At 71.3% G+C, this 12,695-nt stretch carries 12 protein-coding genes and 1 pseudogene; 6 read left to right on the top strand and 7 right to left on the bottom strand.

The features are described from left to right. The first annotated feature begins 7 nt into the window (after positions 1 to 7). The 3 genes from AB0O67_RS16280 to AB0O67_RS16270 all read left to right on the top strand — a co-directional run bounded on the left by AB0O67_RS16280 (position 8) and on the right by AB0O67_RS16270 (position 2,285). Positions 8 to 916: an NUDIX hydrolase gene (locus AB0O67_RS16280; protein ID WP_365450439.1), complete on the top strand. Its 909-nt coding sequence runs from the start codon at positions 8 to 10 to the stop codon at positions 914 to 916. Continuing rightward, a complete protein-coding gene (locus AB0O67_RS16275) occupies positions 913 to 1,743 on the top strand; it encodes an MBL fold metallo-hydrolase (protein ID WP_365450437.1) in 831 nt (276 codons plus the stop codon). The genes AB0O67_RS16280 and AB0O67_RS16275 overlap by 4 nt, the downstream gene beginning before the upstream one ends. A 77-nt stretch (positions 1,744 to 1,820) precedes the next feature. Continuing rightward, positions 1,821 to 2,285 carry an SRPBCC family protein gene (locus tag AB0O67_RS16270; protein ID WP_365450435.1) on the top strand — a complete coding sequence of 155 codons (465 nt, stop codon included), beginning with the start codon at positions 1,821 to 1,823 and terminating at the stop codon, positions 2,283 to 2,285. Here the strand turns inward: AB0O67_RS16270 and AB0O67_RS16265 are convergent. Beyond that, positions 2,280 to 2,712: pseudogene (locus tag AB0O67_RS16265) on the bottom strand (nucleotidyltransferase); the annotation flags it as partial. The gene AB0O67_RS16270 and the pseudogene AB0O67_RS16265 sit on opposite strands and share 6 nt — an antisense overlap. 188 nt (positions 2,713 to 2,900) lie before the next feature. Then, positions 2,901 to 3,575, bottom strand: a complete 675-nt coding sequence (locus tag AB0O67_RS16260; protein ID WP_351138581.1) for a Crp/Fnr family transcriptional regulator — start codon at positions 3,573 to 3,575, stop codon at positions 2,901 to 2,903. 330 nt (positions 3,576 to 3,905) lie between these two features. On the opposite strand from AB0O67_RS16260, the gene nth reads away from it, so the two are divergent. The 3 genes from nth (at position 3,906) to AB0O67_RS16245 (ending at position 6,985) form a co-directional block, all read left to right on the top strand. After that, entirely contained in the window at positions 3,906 to 4,931 is a 1,026-nt protein-coding gene (nth, locus tag AB0O67_RS16255) for an endonuclease III (RefSeq protein ID WP_365450433.1), read from the top strand. 81 nt (positions 4,932 to 5,012) lie between these two features. Next, a complete protein-coding gene (locus AB0O67_RS16250) occupies positions 5,013 to 5,708 on the top strand; it encodes a CoA pyrophosphatase (protein ID WP_365450430.1) in 696 nt (231 codons plus the stop codon). Positions 5,709 to 5,785: 77 nt separating this feature from the next. Next, positions 5,786 to 6,985 (top strand): MarP family serine protease, encoded by a 1,200-nt coding sequence (locus AB0O67_RS16245; RefSeq protein WP_365450427.1) that lies wholly within the window; start codon positions 5,786 to 5,788, stop codon positions 6,983 to 6,985. A gap of 36 nt (positions 6,986 to 7,021) precedes the next feature. On the opposite strand, the gene AB0O67_RS16240 is transcribed toward AB0O67_RS16245, so the two are convergent. The 5 genes from AB0O67_RS16240 to acs form a co-directional block, all read right to left on the bottom strand. Continuing rightward, a complete protein-coding gene (locus tag AB0O67_RS16240) occupies positions 7,022 to 7,201 on the bottom strand; it encodes a hypothetical protein (protein ID WP_365450424.1) in 180 nt (59 codons plus the stop codon). A gap of 187 nt (positions 7,202 to 7,388) precedes the next feature. Then, complete coding sequence (locus tag AB0O67_RS16235; RefSeq protein WP_365450422.1) at positions 7,389 to 8,327, bottom strand: alpha/beta hydrolase; 939 nt, start codon at positions 8,325 to 8,327, stop codon at positions 7,389 to 7,391. Next, positions 8,324 to 8,830: a phage holin family protein gene (locus AB0O67_RS16230; RefSeq protein WP_365450420.1), complete on the bottom strand. Its 507-nt coding sequence runs from the start codon at positions 8,828 to 8,830 to the stop codon at positions 8,324 to 8,326. The genes AB0O67_RS16235 and AB0O67_RS16230 overlap by 4 nt, the downstream gene beginning before the upstream one ends. Before the next feature lie 89 nt (positions 8,831 to 8,919). Beyond that, on the bottom strand, positions 8,920 to 10,341 hold the full coding sequence (gene nhaA, locus AB0O67_RS16225) for a Na+/H+ antiporter NhaA (protein ID WP_365450417.1): 1,422 nt from the start codon (positions 10,339 to 10,341) through the stop codon (positions 8,920 to 8,922). Positions 10,342 to 10,557: 216 nt separating this feature from the next. Beyond that, complete coding sequence (acs, locus tag AB0O67_RS16220) at positions 10,558 to 12,516, bottom strand: acetate--CoA ligase (RefSeq protein ID WP_365450415.1); 1,959 nt, start codon at positions 12,514 to 12,516, stop codon at positions 10,558 to 10,560. Between the last annotated feature and the right edge of the window lie 179 nt (positions 12,517 to 12,695).

Raw genomic sequence — 12,695 nt, 5'->3', positions numbered from 1 at the left:
CGCGCCCATGGCGAACGGTCAGTGGTACCCCCCGGAGTGGCCGGACCGGATCCGCGCGCTGGCGGCGGGCTCGCTCACGCCGGTGACCCCCAAGCGCGCGGCCACGGTCATGCTGCTCAAGGACACCGGCTCGGGCCCCGTCGTCCACATGCTGCGCCGCCGTGCCTCCATGGCCTTCGCGGCGGGCGCCTACGCGTACCCGGGCGGCGGAGTCGACCCACGGGACGGGGGCTTCTCCCTGCCCGAGCGGAGCCGCGAGGCCGGGGCAGAGCGCCACGTCGGCTGGGCGGGCCCCACGCGCGCGTGGTGGGCGGACCGGCTCGGCGTCGACGAGACGGCGGCCCAGGCGATCGTCTGCGCGGCCGTACGCGAGACGTACGAGGAGGCAGGCGTCCTCCTGGCCGGGCCGGACGCCGACTCGGTCGTCGGCGACACCACGGGGCCGGACTGGGAGGCGGACCGCGCCGCCCTGGTCGCGCGCGACCTCTCCCTCGCGGAGTTCCTGGACCGCCGCGGCCTGGTGCTGCGCTCCGACCTCCTGGGCGCCTGGACGCGCTGGATCACCCCCGAGTTCGAGGCCCGCCGCTACGACACCTGGTTCTTCGTCGCGGCCCTCCCCGAGGGGCAGCGCACGCGCAACGCCTCCACGGAGGCGGACCGCACGGTGTGGATCCGGCCGGCCGAGGCGGCGGCGTCCTACGACAAGGGCGAGCTGCTGATGATGCCGCCCACCATCGCGACGCTGCGGCAGCTGACGGCGTACGGGACGGCCGCGGACGCGCTCGCGGCGGCCCCGGGCCGCGATCTGACGGCCGTCCTGGCACAGGCCCGTCTGGAGGGCGACGAGCTCGTGCTCTCCTGGCCGGGGCACGACGAGTTCACCAAGCACATCCCGACCGGGGGAGCCCCCGCATGACGGACGCAAGCGCCCTGCCCGGCCAGCCACGGGGCGGGGTCCTGACCGGACCCGCCACCCCGCGCGCGGTCAACGTCCTGGCGCCCAACCCCTCGGCGATGACCCTGGACGGCACGAACACCTGGCTGCTGTCCGAGCCCGACTCGGCGGTGGCCGTCGTGGTCGACCCGGGCCCGCTGGACGAGGGGCACCTGCGCAACGTCGTCGACACCGCCGAACGGGCCGGCAAGCGTGTCGCCCTGACCCTGCTGACCCACGGTCACCCGGACCACGCGGCAGGCGCGGCCCGCTTCGCGGAGCTGACCGGCACCAAGGTACGGGCGCTGGACCCGGCGCTGCGGCTGGGCGACGAAGGGCTGGGCGCGGGCGACGTCGTCAAGGCCGGCGGCCTGGAGCTGAGGGTCGTACCGACGCCCGGCCACACCGCGGACTCGCTGAGCTTCCACCTCCCGGCCGACCGGGCGGTGCTGACGGGCGACACCGTGCTGGGCCGCGGTACGACGGTCGTGGCGCACCCCGACGGTCGCCTGGGCGACTATCTGGGCTCCCTGCGGCGCCTGAGGTCTCTCACGGTCGACGACGGCGTCCACACGGTCCTCCCGGGCCACGGGCCGGTCCTGGAGGACGCCCAGGGGGCCGTGGAGTACTACCTCGCCCATCGCGCGCACCGGCTCGCCCAGGTCGAGACGGCCGTCGAGGACGGCTACCGGACGCCGTCCGAGATCGTGGCCCATGTGTACGCCGACGTGGACCGCTCCCTGTGGCCGGCGGCGGAACTGTCGGTACGGGCCCAGCTGGACTACCTCGTGGAGCACGGGCTCATCTGAGGCCGAGGTGCGTCCGCGCCGCGCCGCCCGCACCCTGGAGGACATGTCCTGCGTCCTGCGGAAGGAGCGTGGCCGGCGTGGCCCGTAACCGCCGTCTGATCCCCACCTCGCCGTCGGAGGTCTGGAGCCTGCTGTCCGACGGCCGCCGCTACGGGGAGTGGGTGACGGGGACCCAGCAGATCCTCGCGACGGACCCGCACTGGCCCGAGGTGGGCGCCCGCCTCAAGGTCCGCGTCGGTGTCGGCGCCCTGACCGTCGACGACACCTGCGTCGTCCGGATCTGCGAACCCGAGCGCCGCCTCGAACTGGAGGCGCGGGCCGACCCGTTCGGCGCGGCCCGCATCGCCATGACCCTGCTCCCCTGGGGCGACGCCACCCTCTTCACCATCGACTGGCACCCCCTGCGGGGCCCCGGCATCCGGATGCACGGACTTCCCGTGGACTATGTCGTCAAGGTCCGCAACGGCATGATGCTGACGAAGCTGGCGCGCATCGCGGTGAGCGAGGGCCGACGCCCGCTCAGCAAGGCCTCGGCGCCTTGACCCGTGCACGCGCGCGTACTCCTCGGCGAGCCAGGGCCCGAGGTCGTCGACGTACGCCTGGAGGACGGCGCGCTCGCCGGTCGGCTCGTACCCGAGGGCGGCCGCCGCACGCATCTGCTCCGCGCGCGAGAGGCAGCGCGCGCCGAAGACCGAGGCCATCCGAGCCAGATCACTTGGCCAGCCGCCCCAGCGGGGCATCACGAGCGTGTACCCCGTCCGCACCAGGTGTCGCGGCACGAACCGCACGAGCGGCCGCCGGCAGGCATCGCTGTCCACGGCACCGGCGATCTCGCTCACGCCAGTGGGGGAGCAGCAGGGCGAGGTCGCCGTTGGTCTGACGCGTGATGAGGCTGTCGGGCCGGTAGCGCGGCAGCAGCTCGGCGAGGTCCGTCCCGGTGAGCGGCGTACTCAGGCAGGCGACAAACCATTCGCCGAACACGTCCGGAAGCCGTTCCCGGGCGGCGACGACGGGACGGAAGGGGGCCTGCACGCGCGCGAGCCCCCGCGCACGAGCAGGCTCTCGCGCACGAGCAGGCCCTCGGAGTCGAGGCCCTTGGCGGGCGTTGTCAACGCGGTGCCGGTTTCTCGGACCCGGTTCCTCGGTCCTGGCAGCCCTCAGCGCGAGCGCTTCGCGAGGCGCTCCACGTCCAGGAGGATCACCGCGCGGGCCTCCAGCCGCAGCCAGCCGCGCTGGGCGAAGTCGGCCAGTGCCTTGTTGACCGTTTCGCGGGACGCGCCGACCAGCTGGGCCAGCTCCTCCTGCGTGAGGTCGTGGACGACGTGGATGCCCTCCTCGGACTGCACGCCGAACCGGCGGGACAGGTCCAGCAGGGCGCGCGCGACACGGCCGGGCACGTCCGAGAAGACGAGGTCGGACATCGCGTCGTTGGTCTTGCGCAGCCGCCGGGCTACGGCACGCAGCAGCGCGGTGGCGACCTCGGGGCGGGCGTTGAGCCAGGGCTGGAGGTCACCGTGGCCGAGACCGAGCATCTTGACCTCGGTCAGCGCGGTGGCGGTCGCCGTACGCGGGCCCGGGTCGAAGAGCGACAGCTCACCGATGAGCTCGCTGGGACCGACCACGGCCAGCATGTTCTCGCGGCCGTCCGGCGAAGTGCGGTGCAGCTTCACCTTGCCCTCGGTGACCACGTAGAGCCGGTCACCCGGGTCGCCCTCGTGGAAGAGGGAGTCACCTCGCGCGAGGGTCACCTCACTCATGGAGGCGCGCAGCTCCGCGGCCTGCTCATCGTCGAGCGCCGCGAAGAGCGGATTGCGCCGCAGAACGTCGTCCACGAGTTCTCTCCTTGTCGACCTGCTCAGGGGATCTTTCTCCCCCGGTGCACCAAGGCACCCTGGTGCCCATTTTGCCGGACCGTCCAAACAGTGTGATCTGTCACAAGGATGCCGCACCGGTGTCCAGTGGTAAGCGGCAGGGGTCCAATTGGGCGCTGATCTTCAGGGTCCGGGGCGGATGTCGGTGCCGGGGCTTAGGCTGGCCGGGTGTCCAAAACGCCGGTGAGAGCACAGGCCTAGGGGGCTGCGCGGGTGGTTGTACGTCGAGATTCCGCTGTGGGCGAACAGGATTCCGGCGGCGGAGAGAAAGCGACAAAGGCGGCAGGACGGGTGGCTTCGAAGGAGGCCGTTCCGGCCGAACGGCCCGCTGCGAAGAAGGCCGCCCCCGCGAAGTCGTCGACTGCCGGGAAGGCCCCCGCGAAGAGTGCCGCCCCCGCCAGGAAGGCCACCGCCAAGAGCGCCGGCCCGGTCAAGAAGGCCACCCTCGGCCGTAAGAAGCCCGCCGTCGCCCCCAAGAAGACCTCCGCTCCCGTGAAGAAGGCCGCGCCCGCCAGGACGGTGACCACCCCGCAGGCGCCGAGCGGCGAGTCCCGTACCGCCCTGGTCCGCCGCGCCCGCCGGATCAACCGTGAACTCGCCGAGGTATATCCGTACGCCCACCCGGAACTCGACTTCGAGAACCCCTTCCAGCTCCTGGTCGCCACGGTCCTCTCGGCCCAGACCACCGACCTGCGCGTCAACCAGACCACCCCCTCGCTCTTCGCGAAGTACCCGACGCCCGAGGACCTGGCCGCCGCCAACCCCGAGGCGGTCGAGGAGATCCTCCGGCCGTGCGGCTTCTTCCGGGCCAAGACCAAGTCGGTGATCGGGCTGTCCAAGGCCCTCACGGAGGACTTCGGCGGCGAGGTCCCGGGCCGCCTCGAAGACCTCGTCAAGCTGCCCGGCGTCGGCCGCAAGACCGCCTTCGTCGTGCTCGGCAACGCCTTCGGCCGCCCCGGCATCACCGTGGACACGCACTTCCAGCGGCTGGTCCGGCGCTGGCGGTGGACCGAGGAGACCGACCCCGACAAGATCGAGGCCGCCGTCGGCACGCTGTTCCCGAAGAGCGACTGGACCGACCTCTCGCACCACGTGATCTGGCACGGCCGCCGCATCTGCCACGCCCGCAAGCCCGCCTGCGGCGCCTGCCCCATCGCCCCGCTCTGCCCGGCGTACGGCGAGGGCGAGACGGACCCCGAGAAGGCGAAGAAGCTGCTCAAGTACGAGAAGGGGGGCTTCCCCGGCCAGCGTCTGAAGCCTCCGCAGGCCTACCTGGACGCGGGCGGCAAGCCGGCCCCGCCGCTGGGGTCCGGATGACGGAAGCAGTGAGGCGTACGCCCCGCCCGGAACGATCTCGGTGCCGTGCCGCGTTGGACCATCAGGACGACGGGGGTGGCGATGGCACGGGCGAGTGAGACACGCGGTGGCTCGGTGGCGCTCAGCAGGGACGGGCTGCCCGACTGGCTGGACTCCGTGGTGCGCGCCGTCGAGACGGTCGAGCCGCGCCAGCTGAGCCGTTTCCTGCCGCCGAAGGACGGCGCCGGCCGTCAGTCGGCCGTGCTCATCCTGTTCGGCGAGGGCGAGCGCGGACCCGAGCTGCTGCTGATGGAGCGGGCGAGCTCGCTGCGCTCGCACGCCGGGCAGCCCTCCTTCCCCGGCGGCGCCCTGGACCCGGAGGACGGCGACCCCAAGGCCGACGGCCCGCTGTGGGCGGCTCTTCGCGAGGCCGAGGAGGAGACGGGCCTGGACCCGGCCGGTGTGCAGTTGTTCGGCGTGCTCCCCAAGCTCTACATCCCGGTGAGCGGCTTCGTGGTGACGCCCGTGCTCGGCTGGTGGCGGGAGCCGAGTCCGGTGGGCGTCGTCGACCCGAACGAGACGGCCCGCGTCTTCACGGTCCCCGTGGCGGATCTCACGGACCCCGCCAACCGCGCCACGGCCCTGCATCCCAGCGGCCACCGAGGTCCGGCATTCCTGGTCGAATCGGCCCTCGTCTGGGGCTTCACGGCCGGGATCATCGACCGGCTGATGCACTACGCGGGCTGGGAGAGACCGTGGGACCGCGACAAGCAGGTCCCGCTCGACTGGCGGTCATGACAGGGTGACCTAGTGCTGTTGCCGGGTCCCCGGCCGACCAGGTGTGATCGCGGAGTGATGAGGCGAGGCTTGAAGCGGTGAACGTGCTGGACATCCTGTTGCTGGTCGCCGCCGTGTGGTTCGCGATCGTGGGCTACCGCCAGGGCTTCGTGGTCGGCATCCTGTCGGTGATCGGATTTCTCGGCGGTGGCCTCGTCGCCGTCTACTCACTGCCCGTCATCTGGGACGCGGTGACCGCCAACGCGGAGGTGAGCACCACCGCCGCCGTCGTCGCGGTGGTCGTGGTGATCGTCTGCGCCTCCGTGGGCCAGGCTCTGACGACCCATCTGGGCAACAAGCTGCGCCGGTACATCACCTGGTCCCCGGCCCGCGCCCTGGACGCGACCGGCGGCGCCCTCGTCAACGTCGTCGCCATGCTTTTGGTGGCGTGGCTGATCGGCTCGGCACTGGCCGGCACCACCCTGCCGACGCTCGGCAAGGAGGTGCGCAGCTCCAAGGTGCTGCTCGGCGTCTCCCGGGCGTTGCCCACGCAGGCCGACACCTGGTTCGCGGACTTCTCCGCCGTCCTCGCGCAGAACGGCTTCCCGCAGGTCTTCAGTCCGTTCGCCAACGAGCCCATCACCGACGTGAAGCCGCCCGACCCGGCGCTCGCGGGCAGCGCCGTGGCCGCCCGGGCGCAGCGCTCCATCGTCAAGGTGATGGGCACCGCGCAGAGTTGCGGCAAGGTTCTGGAGGGCACCGGCTTCGTCTTCGGCGAGCGCCGCGTGATGACCAACGCGCACGTGGTGGGCGGCGTCGACGAACCCACCGTCCAGATAGGCGGAGAGGGCCGGCGCTACGACGCGACGGTCGTCCTGTACGACTGGCAGCGCGACATCGCGGTACTCGACGTACCCGATCTGGACGCGCCCGTCCTGAAGTTCGCCGGCGAGGACGCGGTGAGCGGCGACAGCGCGATCGTCGCGGGCTTCCCGGAGAACGGCGCGTACGACGTGCGCTCCGCGCGCGTGCGGGGGCGCATCACGGCGAACGGCCCGGACATCTACCACCGGGGCACGGTCCGCCGCGACGTCTACTCCCTGTACGCGACCGTCCGCCAGGGCAACTCCGGCGGCCCACTGCTGACTCCCGACGGCGAGGTCTACGGTGTGGTCTTCGCGAAGTCCCTCGACGACGCCGAGACGGGATACGCGCTGACCGTGGACGAGATCCGCGAGGACATCACCAAGGGGCGTACGGCGAACCAGCAGGTGGGCAGCGACAGCTGCGCCCTGTAGCTCGTGGGAGTGCCCGGCCGTGGGGCCGCCGGGGTATCAGCCGCGCGGGTGACGCAGCCGTACCGAGACCCAGCGGGCCCGGCGGCGCAGAATGCGCGGGATGCCCACCCGTGGATCCGTGGCCGCCAGTTGGGGGGTTCCCCGGCGGTGGGTGCCCGGACCGTTGGCCGAGCGGCGAGTGCGTGCTGCGTCACTGTAGTCGTGCGTCCAGCCCATACCCCGACGTCTGCCCCGTCCCAAGGTCCATAACCGCCCCCGCGGCCCCCAATTGGCTTATGCGCCAGGCAATTGGCAGTTCGTAGTACAGGCGTACCGCTCGGCATACCGGGCGCATCGGTTCGCCGCGCCGCCGGTCCGGAACCCTTCGCCGGGACGGGTGTGGCCCAGGCCCGCTCAGGAGGCCTCAGCGGTCCGGCTCGGGGTCCTTCAGCCAGCTGATCAGCTCGTGGGAGAACGCCACCGGGTCCTCCTCGTGCGGGAAATGGCCCAGACCGTCGAACAGGCGCCAGCGGTAGGGGGCTTCGACGTATTCGCCGGAGCCGGCCGCGCTGCGCGTGCGCATCACCGGGTCGAGGGAGCCGTGCAGATGCAGGGTCGGCACCCGGACCGGACGCTTCATCCGGCGGTTGAACTGGATGCCGTCAGGACGCGCCAGCGAGCGGACCAGCCATCGGTACGGCTCGACCGAGCAGTGCGCCGTGGACGGGATGCACATCGCGCGCCGGTACGTCTCCACCGTCTCGTCCTCCGGCAGCCGCGGCCCGGCCCAGTCCCGGATCAGCCGGCCCACCAGCGCCCCGTCGTCCGCGACGAGCTGCCGCTCCGGGATCCACGGCCGCTGGAACCCCCAGATGTGCGAACTGGCCGCCGTCTGCCGCGCGTCGGCGAGCATCGCCGAGCGCCAGCGCCGGGGATGCGGCATCGACGACACCGCCAGGCGGCGTACCAGCTTCGGCCGCATCACGGCCGCCGTCCAGGCCAGATAGCCCCCGAGGTCGTGCCCGACCAGCGCCGCGTCCGGCTCGCCCAGCGAGCGGACCACGCCGGTGATGTCGAGGGCGAGGTTGGCCGGGTCGTAGCCGCGAGGCGTGCGGTCGCTGCCGCCGACGCCCCGGAGATCCATGGCGACGGCCCGGAAACCGGCATCGGCGAGCGCGACCATCTGGTGCCGCCAGGCCCACCAGAACTGCGGGAAGCCGTGCACCAGCATCACCAGTGGCCCGTCGCCCAGCTCCGCGATGTGGAAGCGCGCGCCGTTCGCCGCCACGTCCCGGTGCGTCCAGGGGCCTTCGGGCCGGACGACCGAGGCGGGATGCGCCGAAGGGGTGTCGGGTTCCGTCATGACGACGAGCGTGCCACAGCCTCGATGGCTTGCGGTGCGCGGTCCCGGGGAAGCGCGGGCTGCTCGGTCCGCTCGGGACGAGGGTGCGGCTTGGCCTTCTGCAGGACGACCGCCGACTCCTTCACCGACGCGGCGACCTTCTGCGGGCCCTTGCTCTTCTTGGCCTTCTTCGCGAACACCACACCGATCAGCGCCAGCACGAGGGCGATCAGGACGTTGGCCGCGAACGACAGCAGGAAGCAGACCGCGAGGTTCCACCCGCTCCAGGTCCGGATGCCGTACGCCAGCGCGAAGTTGAGCATCGGCAGGGAGAACAGGAGCAGCCCGCCGGCCGCCGTGAACGCGCCACCGCTCGTCGCACCGCGCTTGACGTCCTGCCTCAGTTGGGCCTTGGCCAGCGCGATCTCGTCGTGCACCAGCGCCGACATGTCGGCCGTCGCCGAGGCGAACAGCTGGCCGATGCTGCGTTCGGCGCCGACCGGGCTGCCGTCGGGTGCGCTCATCGCGGTCTCCCTCTTCTGCGTACTGCTGTGTACGGGGTCCGTCGGTGTCTGACTGTGTACGGTCCCGTCTTTTGTACCGTCTCGTCAGATCATGCCGGACCGTCGCCCTCATCGCCTGCCCCGCCGCCCACTTCGGCAAGCTCGGCTGCCCTGATTTCGGCGAGCTGGCGGTGCTCGGCGGCCTTGCGGTCGTGGATCTCCGCCATCCGCAGGTGGTAGGCCGGGTCGTGCTCCTCGTAGATGTCCGGGATGCCGTCGAGGTCGTCGTCGCGCTCCTCGTCCTCGCAGAGCCTGCGGTACTTGACGTTCCGCAGCTTCAGCAGCACCGTCGCGATCAGCGCCGCGATCAGCGAGCCTGCCAGTACGGCGGCCTTGATCTCGTCCGTCAGCGCCGCGTCGCCCTCGAACGCCAGCTCGCCGATGAGAAGCGAGACGGTGAACCCGATGCCGGCGAGCGAGGCGACGGCGAAGACGTCCGCCCACTCCAGGTCCTCGCTCAGGGAGGCGCGGGTGAAGCGGGCGGTCAGCCAGGTGCCGCCGAAGATGCCGACGGTCTTGCCGACCACGAGACCGAGGACGACGCCCAGCGTCTCCGGCTTGGTGAACACGTCCCCCAGGACACTGCCCGAGACCGAGACGCCTGCGCTGAACAGGGCGAACAGCGGTACCGCGAGGCCCGCCGACAGGGGGCGCACCAGATGCTCGACGTGCTGGCCGGGCGAGTGCTCCTCGCCCTTGTGGGTGGTGCAGCGCAGCATCAGGCCCATCGCGACGCCGGCGATCGTGGCGTGCACGCCGCTGTTGTACATCAGCGCCCAGATCACCAGCGCCAGCGGGACGTAGACGTACCAGCCGCGGACGCCCTTGTGCAGCAGCCACCAGAAGACGACGAGCCCGACGAGTGCGCCGCCGAGCGCGGCGAAGTTGAGGGAGCTGGTGAAGAAGGCCGCGATGATCAGGATCGCGAACAGGTCGTCCACGACGGCGAGCGTCAGCAGGAAGGCGCGCAGGGCGCTCGGCAACGACGTACCGATGACAGCGAGCACGGCGAGCGCGAAGGCGATGTCTGTGGCCGTGGGCACCGCCCAGCCCGCCAGGGAGCCACCGCCGAGACCGTTGGTGAGGGTGTAGACCAGCGCCGGTACGGCCATCCCGCACAGGGCGGCGACCACCGGCAGGACGGCCGCCCTGGGGTCACGCAGATCGCCGGCGACCAGCTCACGTTTGAGTTCGATACCGGCGACGAAGAAGAAGACCGCCAGCAGACCGTCGGCGGCCCAGTGCGCGATCGACAGGTCGAGGCCGAGGGCGGCGGGGCCCATGTGGAAGCCCGCGACGGTCTCGTAGCTGTCCCCGAGACCGGGTATGTTCGCCCAGATCAGCGCGGTGACCGCGGCGACGAGGAGCAGCACACCGCCGACCGTCTCGGTGCGCAGCGCGTCCGCGACGAAGTTCCGCTCGGGCAGGGACAGCCGGGCGAAAACCTTGCGGGCGGGGCGGGCGACGGTCACGGGAAGACCTCCGGTCGGTGGGCAGCACGAACGACATGCCGACCAGACTTCCCGGCGCACCTTTGACCACTGTCGCGTTGTTGACGCTTTCCTTAGCTTACCTAAGATGCGGCGGGCCGGTCAGGTGATCTTCACGTTACGTGCAAAAGGGGCACCCGGCACGACCGTCGCCCGCCTCGCGCGCGCCAGTCGCCGGATGCCCCTTGCCTGCCGGGCTCAGTCCTCGCCGGACGCCGTCGGGAGCTTCGCCTGGATCAGGTCCATGACCGTGGAGTCGGTCAGCGTGGTGACGTCACCGAGCTGGCGGTTCTCCGCGACGTCGCGCAGCAGACGGCGCATGATCTTGCCGGAGCGGGTCTTCGGCAGCTCCGCCACCGGCAGGATCCGCTGGGGCTTGGCGATCGGGCCGAGGGTGGCGCCGACGTGGCCCCGCAGCTCGGCGACCAGGTCCTCGGTCTCCGCCGCGCTGCCCCGCAGGATCACGAAGGCGACGATGGCCTGCCCGGTCGTCTCGTCCGCCGCGCCCACCACGGCCGCCTCGGCGACCGAGGGATGGGAGACGAGCGCGGACTCGACCTCAGTGGTGGAGATGTTGTGACCCGAGACGAGCATGACGTCGTCGACGCGGCCGAGCAGCCAGATGTCGCCGTCGTCGTCCTTCTTCGCGCCGTCACCGGCGAAGTACTTGCCCTCGAAGCGCGACCAGTACGTGTCGAGGAACCGCTGGTCGTCGCCCCAGATCGTGCGCAGCATCGACGGCCACGGCTCGGTGAGGACCAGATAGCCACCGCCGCCGTCGGGCACCTCGTTCGCCTCGTCGTCCACGACGGTGGCGGCGATGCCGGGCAGCGGCGTCTGCGCCGAACCGGGCTTGGTCTCGGTGACGCCGGGCAGCGGCGAGATCATCATCGCGCCGGTCTCGGTCTGCCACCAGGTGTCCACGACCGGGGTGCGGTCGGCGCCGATGTGCTTGCGGTACCAGATCCAGGCCTCGGGGTTGATCGGCTCACCGACCGAGCCCAGCACCCGCAGGCTGGAGAGGTCGAACTTCGCGGGGATGTCGTCGCCCCACTTCATGAACGTACGGATCGCGGTCGGCGCGGTGTAGAGGATCGTGACCTTGTACTTCTGCACGATCTCCCAGAAGCGGCCCTGGTGCGGGGTGTCCGGGGTGCCCTCGTACATCACCTGGGTCGCGCCGTTGGCGAGCGGGCCGTACACGATGTATGAGTGCCCGGTCACCCAGCCGACGTCGGCCGTGCACCAGTACACGTCCGTCTCCGGCTTGAGGTCGAAGACCGCGTGGTGGGTGTACGACGTCTGGGTCAGGTAGCCGCCGGAGGTGTGCAGGATGCCCTTCGGCTTACCCGTCGTACCGGACGTGTAGAGGATGAACAGCGGGTGCTCCGCCCCGAACGCCTCCGGGGTGTGCTCGGCGGACTGACCGTCGACGATGTCGTGCCACCACACGTCCCGGCCCTCGGTCCAGGCGACCTCCTGGCCGGTCCGGCGCACGACGAGGACGTGCTCGACGTTGCCCGCCTTGTCGGCCGCCTCGTCCACGGCCGGCTTCAGGGCTGAGGGCTTGCCGCGCCGGTAGCCGCCGTCGGAGGTGATGACGACCTTGGCGTCCGCGTCCTGGATACGGGTCGCGAGCGCGTCGGCCGAGAAGCCGCCGAAGACCACGGAGTGCGCGGCGCCGATCCGGGCGCAGGCCAGCATCGCGACCGCGGTCTCGGGGATCATCGGCATGTAGACGGCGACCCGGTCGCCCTTGCGAACGCCCAGCTCCAACAGGGCGTTGGCGGCCTTGGAGACCTCGTCCTTGAGCTCGGCGTAGGTGAGGGCGCGGGTGTCGCCGGGCTCGCCCTCGAAGTGGATGGCCACGCGGTCGCCGTGCCCGGCCTCGACATGCCGGTCCACGCAGTTGTACGCGACGTTGAGCTCGCCGTCCTCGAACCACTTGGCGAACGGCGGGTTCGACCAGTTCAGCGTCTGTGTCGGCTCCTTGGCCCAGGTCAGGCGGCGGGCCTGCTCGGCCCAGAAGCCGAGCCTGTCAGCCTTGGCCTGTTCGTACGCCTCCGCCGTGACATTGGCGTTGGCGGCCAGGTCGGCGGGTGGCGCGAACCTGCGCTCTTCTTTGAGCAGGTTGGAGAGGGAAGGATTCTCGCTCACTGTCCCATCTCCTCGCTCAGCAGGTTGGCCAGGCTCTCGTTGCTCACGACATCTCCCTCTCGAAGGGTGTCCGTTGTGTCCCAGGCCACAGCTCATCAGACCTGGTGGCCCGATGACAAGGGTCGACGGAATATTGGTTTAGACCTGTCGAAGGGCTGGTCATGGCATGCCCCGGCGTG

It is taken from the genome of Streptomyces sp. NPDC086077 (assembly GCF_040686175.1).
Classification (GTDB): domain Bacteria; phylum Actinomycetota; class Actinomycetes; order Streptomycetales; family Streptomycetaceae; genus Streptomyces.
The sequence above is the reverse complement of the archived record's forward strand: the minus strand, read 5'-3'. Positions and strand labels throughout refer to the sequence as shown.

Excerpts from the sequence above, each read along its gene's own strand:
- AB0O67_RS16280 (WP_365450439.1), top strand. The coding sequence starts at position 8 with ATGGCGAACGGTCAGTGGTACCCCCCGGAGTGGCCGGACCGGATCCGC.
- AB0O67_RS16275 (WP_365450437.1), top strand. The coding sequence starts at position 913 with ATGACGGACGCAAGCGCCCTGCCCGGCCAGCCACGGGGCGGGGTCCTG.
- AB0O67_RS16250 (WP_365450430.1), top strand. The coding sequence starts at position 5,013 with ATGGCACGGGCGAGTGAGACACGCGGTGGCTCGGTGGCGCTCAGCAGG.
- AB0O67_RS16240 (WP_365450424.1), bottom strand. The coding sequence starts at position 7,201 with ATGGGCTGGACGCACGACTACAGTGACGCAGCACGCACTCGCCGCTCG.
- AB0O67_RS16235 (WP_365450422.1), bottom strand. The coding sequence starts at position 8,327 with ATGACGGAACCCGACACCCCTTCGGCGCATCCCGCCTCGGTCGTCCGG.
- AB0O67_RS16230 (WP_365450420.1), bottom strand. The coding sequence starts at position 8,830 with ATGAGCGCACCCGACGGCAGCCCGGTCGGCGCCGAACGCAGCATCGGC.